The sequence below is a fragment of the Gilliamella sp. wkB195 genome (assembly GCF_001690445.1).
Classification (GTDB): domain Bacteria; phylum Pseudomonadota; class Gammaproteobacteria; order Enterobacterales; family Orbaceae; genus Gilliamella; species Gilliamella apicola_E.
This window is the reverse complement of the sequence record NZ_LZGP01000037.1, coordinates 123914-136680: the sequence shown is the minus strand read 5'-3', so window position 1 is coordinate 136680 and position 12767 is coordinate 123914. Positions and strand designations below refer to the sequence as shown.

Genomic DNA, 12767 nt, shown 5'->3' with positions numbered 1-12767 from the left:
TATGATTAGCGATTCGCATTTTTCATTATGCGTGCTTTGTCAACTTGCCATTGGCGTTCTTTAATATCAGTACGTTTGTCGTATTCTTTTTTACCTTTTGCAACGCCAATTTTTACTTTTGCCCATGCATTTTTCCAATACAATGAAAGTGCAACAACAGTGTAACCTTGACGATTTATTTGTCCAAAAAGCGAGTTTAATTCTCGTTCATTTAGCAGTAATTTTCGAGTGCGTATAGGGTCACACACTACATGGGTAGAAGCAACACTCAATGGAGTTATAGTTGCACCAAATAGCCATGCTTCGCCATTTTTAAGTAGCACATAACTGTCACTGATATTCGCTTTGCCAGCTCGCAGTGATTTAACTTCCCAACCTTGTAGGGATAAACCTGCTTCAATTTCCTCTTCAATAAAGTACTCATGACGCGCACGTTTATTTAATGCAATGGTAGCCGAACCAGGCTTATGTGATTTTTTCTTAGTCATAATGTGCGTTATTATAGAGTTACATGATACTATATGCCACTAATTTTAACTTTTAATTTTTTAATATTATGGCACATGTTTTTCATGAAGTGATCGAGCCTTATTCAATCCAACAAATGTTTGCGTTGGTAAATGATATAGCTAGATACCCTGAGTTTGTTCCTGATTGTATCGCAACTGGGATTATTAGCAAACAAGATAATCTTTTAACTGCATTTATTGAGGTTGAAAAATTAGGATTTAAAAAATCTTTTACCACCATAAATCAGATTAATGAGCCTAATTCAATTGATATGGCATTGATAGATGGTCCATTTAAGCATTTAAAGGGGCGATGGGAATTTACTGAAATTGATGAGCAAAAAAGTAAAATCAGCTTAAATTTAAACTTTGAGTTTAATAATAAATTAATGAGTGCTGTTTTTACGCCAATATTTAAGGAGGTGATGACCAACATGGTTAATGCATTTTCTCAAAGAGCAAGGCAGATATATTAATATGATAAATATTCAAGTTGTCTATGCGCTACCTAATCAACCTACGATTATCGATTGTGCAGTTGATGAGCAAACTAATGTCTTGCAAGCCATTACAAAATCCAATATCTTATCAATATGTAAAATTCGATTAGATGAACATCTTGTTGGAATTTATGGAAAACGTTGTGAACTGAATGAACAAGTAAAAGACGGCGATCGTATAGAAATATATCGAGCTTTAATCAATGACCCAAAAGAAATTAGAAGAAAAAAAGCGGCATTGAAAAAGTAACAAATAAAGTGAAGGGAACTTAACTGAATGCATAATATGCTGATTGAGAAAATTGAAACTTTATGCAAAAAACGTGGCATTAAGCTGACAACTCAGCGTAAAACCGTTTTAGATATCATGCTTAAAGCGAATAAAGCTATGAGCGCATATGATCTTTTAGATCTCTTAAAAGTTAGTGAGCCACAAGCAAAACCGCCAACGATTTATCGAGCTCTTGAGTTTCTACTTGAGCAAGGTTTTATTCATAAAGTTGAGTCAACCAATTGCTATATCATTTGCCCTCATTTTCAGGATCCTCAGCATATATCAATCTTATTTATTTGTGATAATTGTCAGCAAATTATCGAAAAACATTCTGAGAATATCGAGTCGCAACTTAAACAACTTGCTAGCCAAAGTCAATTCTTAATAAAGCATAGTGTGCTTGAAATTCATGGAATTTGTCACTCATGTCAACTTTAATCTTTTTTTTATGGTTAATTAATATTGCTTGTGACACGGTAGGGCAGATTGCATTCAAATATGCTGCTATTACTTCTAATGATGAGAAGGGTTTAAATTATTGGCAGAAATTATTTGGTAACATGTGGTTATGGTTAGGTTTTGGAGCTTACTTCATCGGTTTTGTATTTTGGTTGGCTTTTTTGAGTGAAGTTTCTTTGTCTAAAAGCATACTATTAGGCTCTTTTAATATTATTACAGTAATGATTGCTGGGCGTGTTTTATTTAAAGAACATTTAACGCCATTTCGTTTAATTGGTATTTTTTTTATAACTCTTGGCGTAGTACTAGTAGGATTAACTTAATGAAAAAGTTCTATATTATTGGTTTTATTTTACTACTTTTTTTTGATACTTTTGGGCAAACCAGCTTTAAACTTACTGCTATTTCAGCGTTGCCATTTGAACCAGATATTGCTTGGTTGTTAAGAGTTTTTAGTCATGGTTGGGCATATTTAGTTATGATTGGGTATGCAGGTGCATTTATAACATGGATGGTATTATTGCAAAAAGCACCAGTTGGTCCAGCTTTTGCTGCTTCTCACCTACAAGTGGTAACAGTAATGATAGTGTCGGTCATTGCTTTTAACGAACAAATTACCATTTCACGATTATTAGGTGCTTTATCTATTATTGTTGGGATTATCTTTCTTGCGTTGGCTGAACAAAGAATACACAATAAATCTTCGAGTTAAATTATTTTAATGATTTTATAAAATCATTAAATAGCTATTTACGAAGTGATTATTAATTCTAAAATAGAAAACGTGTTTTTATTTCACCTGTCCTCTATCTCGCTCCATCACAATTAGATAGGCTTCACGTTGCCAGAATAAAAATAAGCGACGGATATCTTTTTGCATTGTAATTACGCGCCAGCCTTCTTGGGCAATATTATTTAAAAAAGCGGAAAATTTGTCAGCATTTGAATTAGCTGTACCGAAAACTAATGAAGACAAAGCCCCTTCTTGATAAATGACAACTTTATATTCTTTCATTGCTTTTATAGAGTCTAATTAAAATTAAATAAGGAAATAACTTAGATCTGTTTGTCTAGGTTCTTAAGCATTTCGATAATCGGTCTGTTAGCATCTGGAAATTCATCTGCATTTAGATCTTCCTGATCTATCCAACGGCTTGGTTGTCCTTCTTTTGCAAAAGGAACACCATCCCACTCTTCTACTAGGTAAGCATGAATAGTGATATCACGATCATCATAACTATGTTCAAAAGTTTTTAAAAATTGTGATTGATGAATATGAATATCAACTTCTTCTGCTATTTCACGCTCTAAAGTTTGATAAGGTGTTTCGCCGGCTTCGATTTTTCCCCCAGGAAATTCCCAAAAACCAGCAAGATGAGAGTCTTCACCGCGTTGGGTGATAAAGATTTGGCAATCTTGCGAACGAATGATACCTACAGCAATTTCAGTATGTTTTCTCATGATCCAATTTGTATGTGATTAAAGTTTGGGAAAGCAACTGCTTTCCCATTTGTTTTTTTACCTTAATTGGTTATTTAAACATCAATAATTATTTATCATACTAAATTTTTGATTTAATTAACAGCACCATGACAATGTTTATATTTTTTGCCTGATCCACAAGGACAAGGATCGTTACGGCCAACTTTTGCCTGAGCACGAACAACAGGTTGTTGTGAGTTTGCTGATTGTTCATCATTGCCCATGCCACCGATTGATTCATGATTAGCTTGCTGCTTAGCCATTAATTTTTCGACTTCAGCTTGGCGTTGGCGTTCAGCTTCTTCAACTTCCTCTTGTGAACGAATTTGTACTCGGCTTAATATACCAATTACATCATATTTTAATGCATCTAGCATATTTGCAAACATGTTGAAAGATTCACGTTTATATTCTTGCTTAGGATCTTTCTGTGCATAGCCTCGTAAGTGAATACCTTGGCGTAAGTAATCCATTGCTGCTAAATGTTCTTTCCACAATGTATCAAGTGTTTGCAACATAACACTTTTTTCAAACTGTCTGAAGGCTTCAGAACCCGCAATATTTTCTTTCTCAAGATATTTATTTTGTGCAAGTTGTATAATACGTTCACGTAAGGTTTCTTCATGAAGATTTTGTTCTTCATCAAGCCATTTTGCAATTGGTAAATCTAAATCAAAGTCACTTTTTAATGCTGCTTCAAGTCCAGGAATATCCCACATTTCTTCAATAGATTGTGGTGGAATATATTGATCAATAACAGTGGTAAATACATCTCCATGTATAGAATCAATAGTTTCTTTGATATCTGCGTTATCTAATAAATCATTACGTTGGCTATATATAGCTTTACGTTGATCATTTGCAACATCATCATATTCAAGTAATTGTTTACGAATATCGAAATTGCGGCTTTCAACTTTTTTCTGAGCATTAGCAATAGCTTTAGTGATCCATGGATGTTCGATTGCTTCACCTTCTTTCATACCCAATTTACGCATCATGTTACCAACACGCTCTGATGCAAAAATACGCATAAGTGGATCTTCTAATGATAAGTAAAAACGTGAAACACCTGGATCACCTTGACGGCCAGCACGTCCACGTAATTGGTTATCAATACGACGAGATTCATGACGTTCAGTACCTAAAATATAAAGCCCACCAAGTTGAATGACTTCTTCATGTTTAACTTGCCATGCTTGTTTAGCTTTCTGGATATCGTCATCAGTTGGATTTTCTAACTTCGCAACTTCACTTTGCCAATTACCACCAAGCATAATATCGGTACCACGACCTGCCATATTTGTTGCAATAGTTACAGCGCCTTTACTACCTGCATCAGCAATAATTTCAGCTTCTTGAGCATGGAATTTAGCATTAAGTACATTATGTTTAATCCCTGCTTTTTTAAATGCATGAGAGACAAGTTCAGATTTCTCAATTGAAGCAGTACCTACTAAGACTGGCTGCCCTCGTTTGACACAATCTTGCACATCAGCAACGATAGCATTAATTTTCTCTTTTTCTGTCATATAGACAAGATCAGGTAAATCTTTCCTAACCATTGGGCGGTTGGTTGGAATAACAATGGTATCTAAGCCATAGATTTGATTAAATTCGAAGGCTTCAGTATCAGCTGTACCGGTCATACCAGCTAATTTTTCGTATAAACGGAAATAATTCTGGAAGGTAATAGAAGCTAACGTTTGATTTTCATTTTGAATTTTTACGTGTTCTTTAGCTTCTACTGCTTGATGTAAACCATCCGACCAACGGCGACCATCCATTGTACGGCCTGTATGTTCATCGACGATAATGATTTCATTATCTCTAACAATATAATCTACGTCACGGTGGAATAAATGATGAGCTCGAAGAGCTGCATTTACATGGTGCATCAACACAATATTACTTGGTGCATAAAGTGATTCATCACCTTTCATAATCCCTTGTTTTATTAATAGTTCTTCAACTTTAATTAAACCTCGTTCAGTAAGATTTACTTGGCGTGATTTTTCATCAATTGAGAAATCTCCATCTCCTTGAAATTGCTCTGAATCTTCTTTTTCTTGTTTAATAAGATGAGGGATGATTTTATCAATACTGATATATTTATCTGAACTATCTTCAGCCTGACCTGAGATAATTAATGGAGTTCTTGCTTCATCTATTAAAATTGAGTCAACCTCATCGACTAAAGCATAGTGTAACGGTCGTTGAACACGTGATTCTTTGTTAAACACCATATTATCGCGTAGATAATCAAATCCATATTCATTATTCGTACCATAAGTGATATCAGCATTATAAGCATCACGTTTTATTTCTGGAGGCATGTTAGGTAAATTGATACCAACTGTTAAGCCCAAAAATTCAAATAGAGGGCGGTTATTTTCTGCATCACGCTGAGCTAAATAATCATTAACAGTTACAACATGTACACCTTTACCGGTTAATGCATTTAAATAGGCAGGTAATGTAGCTGTTAATGTTTTACCTTCACCGGTACGCATCTCGGCAATACAGCGTTCATTAAGCACCATCCCCCCAATAAGTTGGACATCAAAATGGCGCATACCAAATACACGCTTACTTGCTTCACGAACTACTGCAAAAGCTTCTTCTAATATGTCATCTAACTTAGTGCCATTTGCAATCTTCTGCTTAAATTCATTGGTTTTTGCTTTAAGTTCATCATCGGTTAGCACTTCCATAGATGGTTCAAGAGCATTAATATTTTCAACACGTTTACGCATAGATCTTAAAACGCGTTCATTACGGCTACCGAATACTTTTGTTAATAATTTTAATAACATAACTGTTCTCTTATTCTTTTTTTATAATGGGATCAATAAGGAATAAACCTTATTTAATAAATTAATTTAATGATATAAAAACACGTTAAGCGGTAGCTTGAGGACCAGCTCTTATTCCATTATATGGTGATAATCGAATAACGGTATTTGGAGTAACTTCATCATAATTGAGTGAGATAATTTGCTTATCGTAATGCTCTTCTTTTAACAAAGATGAAGTTTGAGATTTTGTTCTTATTGGTGCTTGGTGATCTTGTACTATTGCTGTTATAGCAATAATACCAACCTGTGTGGAAGATGATTGAACTGGTAATGCATTTTCTTCATATAAACCGAACCCAGCAGCGATTACACCTAATAATAAGTGCGATAGGGCTGTTTTGATGATGAGGCGTTTACTAATTTGTTGCCAGTAGTTAATCAAGGTCATAACTATAATATCTTAGCATTTTTTGCCAAAATGAAAAACTATTATTATTTATTAGTAAATGTATTAAATTTTATTATGTTATTTATTAAAAAATACCCACGATCTTTTTTTGAAAGTGGGTAATTTATTTCATTATTCTTTAACCATTAATTGCCCCATCATACCCAGCGTTTCATGCTCTACAATATGACAGTGATACATACGTAGTCCCGGCATATTTTGCTGAATTTTAATAACAAGCGTTTCGTGCGGGCGTAAGTTAGTGGTATCTTTCAAAGCAACAAACTCGGGTGTAGTTTTAGTGCCATTTAATTCACGAGATTGCACAATAAATTGCGCTCCATGTATATGGAAATTGTGATCCATATGTGAGTTATTAACAATTGTCCACTCTTCAACATCGTGAAGTTTACTTTCCAAGTCGATTCGTGACATATCATGCCGTTTGCCATTAATTAAAAATAGCATACCACCTCGAGGCTCACTTTTATCCATTACTTCAGTATATTCAAGTGATTTTTTGGCGACGGCTTCGCCTAAAGTGGGTACTTGTTTTAGATGCGTTGGTAGAACTGTACTGGCCGTTTGAGTTAACTGGAGCTGTGAAAGAATGATGTTTGGTTCCGGCGGTACATTTCCCATTTTGCCACGATCGTAGCCGATGTTTTGCAGATAAAGACTGGCGGTTTTTTTCGGAACGATAACCACTTCAGCCCGTTCTGCCGGAGTAAGTAATAGCGGTTTATTGAGTTGATGCGGCTCGGCAATGAAACCGCCGTCGGTAGCAACTAAAAAGACATCACAATCCGGTATTGATAGATTTAAATATCGGCCTGAACACGCATTCCAGATTCTGACTCGTGTTGCACCTTCTACTTTTATATTGGGTTGGTAAGCGCCATTGATCAACACAAATTGTCCTTCCCGACCATTCATCCAGTCGGTCATGGAATTTTCGGCGATTTCGCCGTTTTCAGTTAATTTTAAGTCAGAAAAGAACCAATGTTGCTCCGGTAGCGAAGCAAGCGGATCATTTTTACTGCGCACAATAAAGGTACCGGCTAAACCACGAAAGACTTGTTCTGCAACGGTATTATGTCCATGTGGGTGATACCAATAGGTTCCGGCTGTGCCTTCCGGTATGGTAAATTCATAAACTCTGCTGCCGCCTGCCGGAATAGCATCTTGCGGGTTGCCGTCTTGATCTGAAGGAATCAGCAAACCATGCCAATGAACGGTTGTTGGCTGTGAGAGATCATTTTTAACGGTTATTTTAACATGATCGCCTTCAAATACTTCGATTTTCGGACCAGGAATCATGCCATTATATGCCCAAAATTCGGTGGTAATTTCCGGTGTTAAGGCTATTTTAACCGGTTTTAAATGTAGCGTTGCTTCAAATACGCCAGCTTGGGTGCTGGTATTTTTTAAATTAGTTAACTCGGGTAAGTTTTTACCGTGTGGTAGCGCTGTAGTCGATAACAGTTTTTGTGGCATGTTGTTATTCATGTTCATATTCATATTCATATGATCGTGCATGTTGTCCCCCTTATCACAATTATCAGATTTAACATCACAAACCATGTCAGACATTGGTGAATTATCCAATTTGGCTATGGCTTTAGTTGCAATTAAACCACCGACAGCAGCGGTAATATTCATTATAAAATTTCGGCGTTTCATAGTATTCCTATAATTATTTATTACGTTAAACAATAACCTGCATACAACCGTCAAGACTATAAAAAGTGAGATTGTGTTATTGATTTCCAGTACTTATTACTAATATTTAACTGCGTAAATTAGATAAATTTTGGTGGTTTTAGCTCAGGAATAAATTCTTTATATTCAGGAATAAATTTAGTAAGTAGATATTGTTCACTATGAATCGGATAATCAAAATTAACAATATAATTAGTTATAATTGTACTGCAAGTGGCACAATGATTAACCGATTTACCAATAAAAGATTTTGTTGATTTAGAAGTCGGCAAATCTGTATTTGCATAATTAAGATTTGCGTTCACCTGAGATGATATTAAATTTGGTGAATGATGATCTGAACAAGGTTTAGATATAATTAGAGAAAAATGCCCAATAGAAGAAAAAAGCAAAAATATTGCCAATATAATTAAAATATAAAATTGCTTCTTGTTAATGATTTGCGACATTATTCATCACACAATTAATCTCCTCGAATCCATTTTACTAAAAATAGCAGCAAATTTATACAGTTTTAACTCTTGATATAAAAATTTGATTTTAATACCAAGGAATTAAAGCTGTTCAAACGTTTAATGATAAATATCACTTACTCATTTATTTGTTATAATCATAAAATAAATAAGCCAAATATAAATGGTTCTGGTATCATATTTGCATAAAAATAATATTCTGATTAAAAACGATATGAAAATTCTTTACGGAGTTCAAGGAACAGGAAATGGCCACATCAGTCGTAGTAGAACTTTAGCGAAAGCTTTAAAAAAGGCTGGTGCTGATGTTGATTACATTTTCAGTGGTCGTGATCCTAAAGATTATTTTGATATGCAGGCCTTTGGCAATTATCGAACATTTAGCGGTCTATCTTTTGCAACACTTAATGGAAAAATTAATTATCGAAAAACTATCCAAAAAATTCGCGCCTTTAGGTTAATTAAAGATGTTCGTGATCTCGATTTATCAAAATATGATTGCATTATTAGTGATTTTGAGCCAGTAAGTGCATGGGCTGCACATTATCAAAATCGAGAATGTTTAGGGATTAGTAACCAATCTGTCTGCCATTACCTTAAGCCAAAAGAATACGGCATGATAGCCAATGTTATTATGAAATATTATGCACCTGTTACAAAACCAATTGGCTTACATTGGTTTCACTTTGGCCATAAACTAATTCCACCAATGATTGATTCATTTGAAACTGTACCAACTGAAGATGGTAAAATTGTTGTGTATTTACCTTTTGAAGATTTAAATGAAATTGCAGAATTAGTTACTCAATTTCCACAATATCAATTTTGTTGTTTCCATCCCGATGTAAAACAAGTTACAGAGCGTAAGAATTTATTATTACAACCGTTAAGCCGAGATAATTTTACGCAAGCTTTGCTTAGTTGTTCTGGGATTATTTCAAATACTGGATTTGCGTTAATATCTGAAGCGTTATCTTTAGGGAAGAAGATTCTAACTAAGCCAGTAGCAGGTCAATTTGAACAAGTTTATAATGCTCAATGTTTGCAATCTTTGGATATGGCAACTGTGATGGAAAATCTAAATAGCATGAAGCTTAAATATTGGGTTAGCTTGCCTTCTCCGAAACCAGTTGTTTATCCAGATGTGGCGACCGAGTTAGCTAATTGGATTGTTTCAGGTCAAAAAGAATCATTACTATCTTTAAGTCAAAGACTTTGGCAGCAGACTATATTCCCTGACAATGTGAATGAGCGTATAAAATCCTTAGGGTATGTGTAAAGGAACTAATATGATATTAAGTATTATTGTTGCCATGGCGGATAATCAAGTTATTGGGTTAAATAATCAAATGCCGTGGCATATGCCAGCAGATTTAGCATGGTTTAAAAAAAATACATTAAATAAGCCAGTTATTATGGGGCGAAAAACGTTTGAGTCTATTGGTAGACCATTGCCTAATCGCCATAACATTGTCATTAGTCGTCAAGCTGATAACAAAGCTTCAATAAACTCTGATGTTAGCTGGGTTCAATCGGTTGATGAAGCAATATCGTTGCTCAATGAACGGTCGGTTGAAGAGGCATTTTTTATAGGTGGGGGTAATATATATAGTCAGGTATTACCTTTAGTTAATCGTCTTTACTTAACTCATATTGATGCTCAATTACAAGGTGATACGTATTTTCCAGATTATTCTCAAATATCATGGCGACAAATTCACTCAGAACAACATAAAGCTGATGAAAAAAATCAATATGATTATCAATTTGAGATTCTAGAAAAAACGAACCAATCAAAATAAATGAGTTGCCACCTAGAATTAGTGGCAACTTAATCAATAGCTACCCTTGAAACCGTTTTGCCTCAATTACATCTGGAAGCTGTTTAATTTTGTTTAATACTCTTTCAAGTGAATCTTGATCAAAAATTTGCATATCCATATCAATAGTCGCAATTTGTTGTTTCATTTCAATTCGGCTTGAGACACCTAAAACATTTACTTTCTCGTTAGCCAATATAGTGGTGATATCTCGCAATAAACCACTCCTGTCGTTAGCTATGATTCTAACAACCATTGTATAACTTGAATTGTGATTGCCACTCCATATAGCGCTAGTAATGCGCTCTGGAGCATGATTTTTTAACTCTTGCAATTGTTCACAGTCAGCTCGATGAATAGAAATACCTCGTCCTTGTGTCACAAAGCCAACAATCGGATCGCCAGGAATAGGTCGACAGCAATTAGCAATGGTGTAAAGTAAATTGTCGACACCTTCAATAATAATTTCACCACCTTTTATAGCGGTCGATTTTCCTGTATTTTTAGCTTGAGATGTTGATTTTTGGGTAATTTGTTTTAGAACAGCTTCATCTTCTTCTTCTGCTGTCGGTTTATTAAATTGGGCATTAATGAAGTTAACTAGTTGATTAATCCTAACATCACCACTACCTATCCCAGCAAGTACCTCATCAAAAGAGTGGGCATTGTATTTACTAATAAGAATTTTTTCGACACTTTTTAAGCTAATATTTAATGGCTCTAGCTCGTTTTCTAAAATTTGTTGTCCGGCAGCAATATTTTTATCTCTATCTTGCTTTTTGAACCAAGCTTGTATTTTTGCTCGAGCGCGACTGCTATTAACAAACCCCGTATTAGGATTTAACCAGTCACGACTTGGATTTGGTTGTTTCTGAGTAATAATTTCAACTTGATCGCCAGTTTTCAAAATATAAGTGAACGGAACTATACGACCACCCACTTTGGCGCCAATACAACGATGTCCAACATCACTATGAATATGATATGCAAAATCTAAAGGGGTTGAACCAGTTGGTAAATCGACTACATCACCTTTAGGCGTAAATACATAAACCCTGTCATCAAAAATTTGGCTACGGACGGTTTCTTGAATTTCGCCACTTTCGGACATTTCTTGTTGCCATGTTAATAGTTTACGCAACCAAGAAATTCGTTGATCGTAAGCTGTCATCTTATCCGTACTGCCTTCTTTATATTTCCAGTGTGCGGCTACACCTAATTCAGCATCATTGTGCATTTGTTCAGTACGGATTTGAATTTCAATAGTTTTATCTTGTGGACCATAAACAACCGTATGGATCGATTGATAACCATTGGGTTTGGGGTTAGCCACATAGTCATCAAATTCTTTAGCTATATGTTTATAATGGCTATGCACAATCCCTAATGCATTGTAGCAATCTTCAATTCGGTCACAAATTATACGCACAGCTCGAATATCATATAATTCTTCAAATTGTAGATGTTTGCGTTCCATTTTTCGCCATATACTATAGATATGTTTTGGACGACCGTAAACTTCAGCACGAATATGATCTTTATTCATCATATCCTGTAAATTCTTAACAAATTGATTAATGTATGATTCACGATCCAATCGTTTTTCATGTAACTTATGAGCAATGAAGCGATATTGATCTGGATGTAAATAACGGAAACAAAAATCTTCAAGTTCCCATTTTAATTGCCCAATTCCTAATCGATTGGCTAGAGGAGCATAGATATTAAAGCACTCTTTAGCTGCAAGGACTTGATCTTCTTTTGGGGCATTCATTAGATTACGTAAATAAGTAATACGCTCTGCTAATTTTATTACTACACTACGGAAATCATTTACCATAGCCAATAACATACGACGAATACTGTCAATTTGCTCAGTAGTTGCATGTCCATTACGGATGGCTCGTAGTTGCCTGATATCCTTCATTTTGATAACACTGGAAAGGATGTGAATAATGTCGCGATCGAAATTTTCAGGCAGATCTTCACGGCGGATAATTTTAGTATCAAGGAATGGCAGTAAAAGGGCTGTACATAAACTGTTAATGTCCATGTTCAAGGTTGATAAAATCTCAACCATCTCAATTGCATTTTGGAAGCAGTAGGTTTGTTCAGGCGCACCAGCACTGTGTTCAAAACAAAAATCCCAGATATCCTTAAACTTTTGATAGGATTCAAAATTGGTTAATAAAAGTTCATGTTTAGCCCATTGTTCAACATCAAACTGTGTTAGAGTATAATGCTCGTCATTTTGTTGATGGGCGCCTCTAATTGATACCATA

Annotated in this window: 15 protein-coding genes; 7 read left to right on the top strand and 8 right to left on the bottom strand. The window is 35.0% G+C overall.

Features of this window, described 5'->3' with window-relative positions; translation table 11 throughout:
- Positions 1-5 precede the first annotated feature (5 nt).
- Complete coding sequence (smpB, locus tag A9G08_RS10530) at positions 6-488, bottom strand: SsrA-binding protein SmpB (protein ID WP_065563659.1); 483 nt, start codon at positions 486-488, stop codon at positions 6-8.
- Between the two features lie 68 nt (positions 489-556).
- On the opposite strand from smpB, the gene A9G08_RS10525 reads away from it, so the two are divergent.
- Genes A9G08_RS10525 through A9G08_RS10505 form a run of 5 tightly spaced genes read left to right on the top strand, consistent with a single transcriptional unit; the run spans position 557 to position 2454 of the window.
- Positions 557-985 (top strand): type II toxin-antitoxin system RatA family toxin, encoded by a 429-nt coding sequence (locus A9G08_RS10525; protein ID WP_065563658.1) that lies wholly within the window; start codon positions 557-559, stop codon positions 983-985.
- Position 986: 1 nt separating this feature from the next.
- A complete protein-coding gene (locus tag A9G08_RS10520) occupies positions 987-1259 on the top strand; it encodes an RnfH family protein (RefSeq protein WP_065563657.1) in 273 nt (90 codons plus the stop codon).
- A 27-nt stretch (positions 1260-1286) separates the two neighbouring features.
- Positions 1287-1721 carry a zinc uptake transcriptional repressor Zur gene (gene zur / locus A9G08_RS10515; protein ID WP_065563656.1) on the top strand — a complete coding sequence of 145 codons (435 nt, stop codon included), beginning with the start codon at positions 1287-1289 and terminating at the stop codon, positions 1719-1721.
- A complete protein-coding gene (locus A9G08_RS10510; protein ID WP_065563655.1) occupies positions 1709-2065 on the top strand; it encodes an EamA family transporter in 357 nt (118 codons plus the stop codon). Before zur ends, A9G08_RS10510 begins: the two co-directional genes overlap by 13 nt.
- The gene (locus tag A9G08_RS10505; protein ID WP_065563654.1) at positions 2065-2454 is read left to right on the top strand and encodes a DMT family transporter; all 390 of its coding nucleotides are present in this window, start codon (positions 2065-2067) and stop codon (positions 2452-2454) included. The genes A9G08_RS10510 and A9G08_RS10505 overlap by 1 nt, the downstream gene beginning before the upstream one ends.
- A 78-nt stretch (positions 2455-2532) precedes the next feature.
- On the opposite strand, the gene A9G08_RS10500 is transcribed toward A9G08_RS10505, so the two are convergent.
- The 6 genes from A9G08_RS10500 to A9G08_RS10475 form a co-directional block, all read right to left on the bottom strand.
- Positions 2533-2757: a DUF4177 domain-containing protein gene (locus A9G08_RS10500; protein WP_065563653.1), complete on the bottom strand. Its 225-nt coding sequence runs from the start codon at positions 2755-2757 to the stop codon at positions 2533-2535.
- A 41-nt stretch (positions 2758-2798) separates the two neighbouring features.
- On the bottom strand, positions 2799-3203 hold the full coding sequence (gene mutT, locus A9G08_RS10495) for an 8-oxo-dGTP diphosphatase MutT (protein ID WP_065563652.1): 405 nt from the start codon (positions 3201-3203) through the stop codon (positions 2799-2801).
- Positions 3204-3316: 113 nt separating this feature from the next.
- Positions 3317-6040 (bottom strand): preprotein translocase subunit SecA, encoded by a 2724-nt coding sequence (gene secA, locus A9G08_RS10490; protein WP_065563651.1) that lies wholly within the window; start codon positions 6038-6040, stop codon positions 3317-3319.
- Between the two features lie 85 nt (positions 6041-6125).
- A complete protein-coding gene (locus tag A9G08_RS10485) occupies positions 6126-6470 on the bottom strand; it encodes a hypothetical protein (protein WP_065563650.1) in 345 nt (114 codons plus the stop codon).
- A gap of 132 nt (positions 6471-6602) precedes the next feature.
- On the bottom strand, positions 6603-8153 hold the full coding sequence (locus A9G08_RS10480; protein ID WP_081299572.1) for a multicopper oxidase family protein: 1551 nt from the start codon (positions 8151-8153) through the stop codon (positions 6603-6605).
- A gap of 119 nt (positions 8154-8272) precedes the next feature.
- The gene (locus tag A9G08_RS10475; protein WP_065563649.1) at positions 8273-8641 is read right to left on the bottom strand and encodes a hypothetical protein; all 369 of its coding nucleotides are present in this window, start codon (positions 8639-8641) and stop codon (positions 8273-8275) included.
- Positions 8642-8879: 238 nt separating this feature from the next.
- Between A9G08_RS10475 and A9G08_RS10470 the strand changes: the two genes are divergently transcribed.
- Positions 8880-9944 (top strand): MJ1255/VC2487 family glycosyltransferase, encoded by a 1065-nt coding sequence (locus A9G08_RS10470; protein WP_065563753.1) that lies wholly within the window; start codon positions 8880-8882, stop codon positions 9942-9944.
- Positions 9945-9954: 10 nt separating this feature from the next.
- Positions 9955-10467 carry a type 3 dihydrofolate reductase gene (gene folA, locus A9G08_RS10465; RefSeq protein WP_065563648.1) on the top strand — a complete coding sequence of 171 codons (513 nt, stop codon included), beginning with the start codon at positions 9955-9957 and terminating at the stop codon, positions 10465-10467.
- A 40-nt stretch (positions 10468-10507) separates the two neighbouring features.
- On the opposite strand, the gene relA is transcribed toward folA, so the two are convergent.
- Positions 10508-12766 carry a GTP diphosphokinase gene (gene relA, locus A9G08_RS10460; protein ID WP_065563647.1) on the bottom strand — a complete coding sequence of 753 codons (2259 nt, stop codon included), beginning with the start codon at positions 12764-12766 and terminating at the stop codon, positions 10508-10510.
- Position 12767: the final 1 nt, after the last annotated feature.

Bases quoted from the DNA above. Each gene is read 5' to 3' on its own strand.
- smpB (WP_065563659.1), bottom strand. From the start codon at position 488: ATGACTAAGAAAAAATCACATAAGCCTGGTTCGGCTACCATTGCATTA.
- A9G08_RS10525 (WP_065563658.1), top strand. From the start codon at position 557: ATGGCACATGTTTTTCATGAAGTGATCGAGCCTTATTCAATCCAACAA.
- A9G08_RS10520 (WP_065563657.1), top strand. From the start codon at position 987: ATGATAAATATTCAAGTTGTCTATGCGCTACCTAATCAACCTACGATT.
- zur (WP_065563656.1), top strand. From the start codon at position 1,287: ATGCATAATATGCTGATTGAGAAAATTGAAACTTTATGCAAAAAACGT.
- A9G08_RS10510 (WP_065563655.1), top strand. From the start codon at position 1,709: ATGTCAACTTTAATCTTTTTTTTATGGTTAATTAATATTGCTTGTGAC.
- A9G08_RS10505 (WP_065563654.1), top strand. From the start codon at position 2,065: ATGAAAAAGTTCTATATTATTGGTTTTATTTTACTACTTTTTTTTGAT.
- A9G08_RS10500 (WP_065563653.1), bottom strand. From the start codon at position 2,757: ATGAAAGAATATAAAGTTGTCATTTATCAAGAAGGGGCTTTGTCTTCA.
- mutT (WP_065563652.1), bottom strand. From the start codon at position 3,203: ATGAGAAAACATACTGAAATTGCTGTAGGTATCATTCGTTCGCAAGAT.
- secA (WP_065563651.1), bottom strand. From the start codon at position 6,040: ATGTTATTAAAATTATTAACAAAAGTATTCGGTAGCCGTAATGAACGC.
- A9G08_RS10485 (WP_065563650.1), bottom strand. From the start codon at position 6,470: ATGACCTTGATTAACTACTGGCAACAAATTAGTAAACGCCTCATCATC.
- A9G08_RS10480 (WP_081299572.1), bottom strand. From the start codon at position 8,153: ATGAAACGCCGAAATTTTATAATGAATATTACCGCTGCTGTCGGTGGT.
- A9G08_RS10475 (WP_065563649.1), bottom strand. From the start codon at position 8,641: ATGTCGCAAATCATTAACAAGAAGCAATTTTATATTTTAATTATATTG.
- A9G08_RS10470 (WP_065563753.1), top strand. From the start codon at position 8,880: ATGAAAATTCTTTACGGAGTTCAAGGAACAGGAAATGGCCACATCAGT.
- folA (WP_065563648.1), top strand. From the start codon at position 9,955: ATGATATTAAGTATTATTGTTGCCATGGCGGATAATCAAGTTATTGGG.
- relA (WP_065563647.1), bottom strand. From the start codon at position 12,766: ATGGTATCAATTAGAGGCGCCCATCAACAAAATGACGAGCATTATACT.